The 2,700-nt window shown below is 53.8% G+C and carries 2 protein-coding genes; both read left to right on the forward strand.

Annotation, left to right across the window (positions count from 1 at the left end; translation table 11 throughout):
* The first annotated feature begins 154 nt into the window (after positions 1 to 154).
* On the forward strand, positions 155 to 1,735 hold the full coding sequence (istA, locus tag G7Y49_RS11840) for an IS21 family transposase (protein ID WP_165174067.1): 1,581 nt from the start codon (positions 155 to 157) through the stop codon (positions 1,733 to 1,735).
* Entirely contained in the window at positions 1,732 to 2,484 is a 753-nt protein-coding gene (locus G7Y49_RS11845; RefSeq protein ID WP_165174069.1) for an ATP-binding protein, read from the forward strand. Before istA ends, G7Y49_RS11845 begins: the two co-directional genes overlap by 4 nt.
* Positions 2,485 to 2,700 lie beyond the last annotated feature (216 nt).

Genomic DNA, 2,700 nt, shown 5'->3' on the forward strand with positions numbered 1-2,700 from the left:
TGATTCCTACGCCAATTCCTGAGCACTGTTCCGCAATATACTGAGCACGATGACGCTAATTCTTAAGCACAAGTGTGCTTATTGCTGAACGCTCCCATAATCACCCTGCATGGCAAAGACGACCATGCGGGGTTTTTATTAGATGGGAGGTTCTATGGAACCGAAAGTATCGTATAAGGAGATCGTACGTCTCACGTTTTCCGGTGGCTATTCACAACGCGAGATAGCCGCGGCAGCTGGTTGTTCGTCGGGGACGGTTTGCAACGTGCAACGTAAGCTACGTCTCGTAGGACTCGATGGCCCGACAGTAGAGGGTATGAGTGAGAAAGAACTGCGAGGTTTGCTCTCCGAGCAACGTGGGCGCAAGCCTGATGCCAACTACGTCCAACCCGACCACGCCGCCATTCAAGAGCAACTCGACAAGCACAAAGGGCTTACACTCGCGATTGCGTGGGAGGAATATGCCGCCAACTGCGTGGCGGCCAACAAGACGCCTTACATGTACTCATTCTTCGTCCAGAAACACCGCGAATGGCAGAATGCATCTGATTTGTCGTTGCGCATACCCCATGTGCCGGGTGACCGCATGGAGGTCGACTGGGCCGGTACTGCAATGGAGTGGGTTGACATGTATACAGGCGAGGTGCATGAGGTCTACCTGTTTGTTGCGACGCTGCCGTATTCTCAGTACACGTTTGTCAAGCCGGCCGAGTCGGTGGCGATGGATGACTGGATCGGTTGCAATGTGGCGGCTCTGCACTTCTTCGGAGGTTCGCCGCGTATCGTAGTTCCCGACAATCTACGTACCGGTGTTGCTGCACATACCTCCGACGAAGTTGTCATCAACCGAACCTACCGCGAGTTCGGAGAGCACTATGGTTTGGCGGTTGTTCCAACAGGCATTCGTAAGCCGAAGCACAAGCCCAGTGTGGAAGGCAACGTGGGCAAGATCGGAGAGCGCATTGCGCTTATGTTGCGCAATCAGCGTTTCTTTTCAATGGCTGAGCTCGAGGATGCGGTAGCTTCAAAGCTTACCGACCTCAACTCGCGCCCGTTTAAGAAACGTGCTGACGGTAGTCGCAAGGAAGTGTTTCTCGCCAAGGAGAAGCAAATGCTTTCACCACTGCCTGCAACTGACTTCGAACCTGGACGTTGGCTAAGCCGCACCGTAAGCCCAGATTATCGCGTCTCGGTTGACGCCTCTACTTACACGGTACCCTACACCTTCGCAGGCCAGCTCGTCGACGTGCGCGTTGGCCGCTTAACAGTTGAGGTGTTTTGCGACGGCGAGCGCATTGCGACACATCCGCGTTCACACAAGCGCAATGATGATGTGAAACAAGAATCGCATCAGCCCAAGTGGCATACCGAGCTTCTCCAACAATCAGGGGAGCGCTTCCGTCAGCGCGCGCTTGACGAGATAGGTCCGTGGGGTCGCAAGGTGGCCGACGCCATGCTCTCGGCCGGCCGAGCTGAGGAGGAGGGGTATCGCCCTTGTGCCAAACTGCTCAACTTAGCTTCTACCCATGGCGGGCGCATGGTGGAGGAGGCGTGCGAGCGCGCGTGCGGGATCACGCGCACTCCGAGCCTTAAGACCGTGAAGGTGCTCCTAGCCAACATGCCCGACCGCGACGAGCAGCGCGACGCCAAGGAGGACTACGCCATCCTTCGGGCAGAAGGCTACTACGGTAAAGATGGGGAGGCAAACGATGATGGGATTGGAGGGATAGCATGAGCCCTGAGCAGACGATGGAAAAACTCAAAAATATGCATCTGTCAGCAATGGCCGACGCTTACGGCCGTCAGTTAGCCGATCCTGTGACGTATCGGGAGCTTTGCTTCGACGATCGACTCGCAATGATGGTTGACCATGAGGCCGACGTTCGTGCCACCAATAAGATCAACCGACTCATCAACAGCTCAGGCATGTACTTTAAGAGCGCATGTCCCGAAGGTATAAATTATGATCCTGGGCGTGGTCTTAACCGAGAACAGCTCGTCCGCATACTTGACTGTTCCTATATAACCAAAGGACAAAATGTCGTGTTAGAGGGCGCAAGTGCTTCAGGAAAGACCTGGTTGTCTTGCTCGTTCGGTGTCGCTGCCTGTCGTAAGGGCTACAAGGTTAAGTACTACAAGATGCGCTCACTCATAGATGAGCTTTTGGTCGCCCGCGCCGCACTTGATGGTAGCTATCAAAAACTTATCGCACAACTGAAAAAGACTCACCTCGTCATCATTGATGACTTTCTTTTGCATGAGGTGTCAGCAGAGGATATGGGCGAGTTGCTAGAACTCGTAGACGCGCGCCTGCTCACCGGCTCGACGATTCTCTGTTCTCAATACCAGCACGACGGCTGGGTAAAGATCATGGGTCGCACTCCGATATCGGAGGCGTTCATGTCGCGCATTAAGTCGAGCTCACACATCATTCGCGTAAAGACAGTTGATGACATGCGCATGAAAAACAGCGCTCTGCTCTGATTCTGCATCACTTCAGTTGCGTCAAGCGCTCAGGCCTTAAGGCCATCGCACTTGCCGATGCCCGCCGCCCAGCTGCGGCGGGCACAGAGCCTCACATCACTATACGATTCTATCTATAAGAGCATACAGTCACGTAGGTTCTCACGATGCTCATTTATTAATGGAAAGGTGTTTAATAATTAGCGGAATAGCGCTCATTTTTTGACGCTAGAAACA

Source organism: Adlercreutzia sp. ZJ242 (assembly GCF_011038995.1).
In the GTDB taxonomy this organism is placed as follows: domain Bacteria; phylum Actinomycetota; class Coriobacteriia; order Coriobacteriales; family Eggerthellaceae; genus CAAEEV01.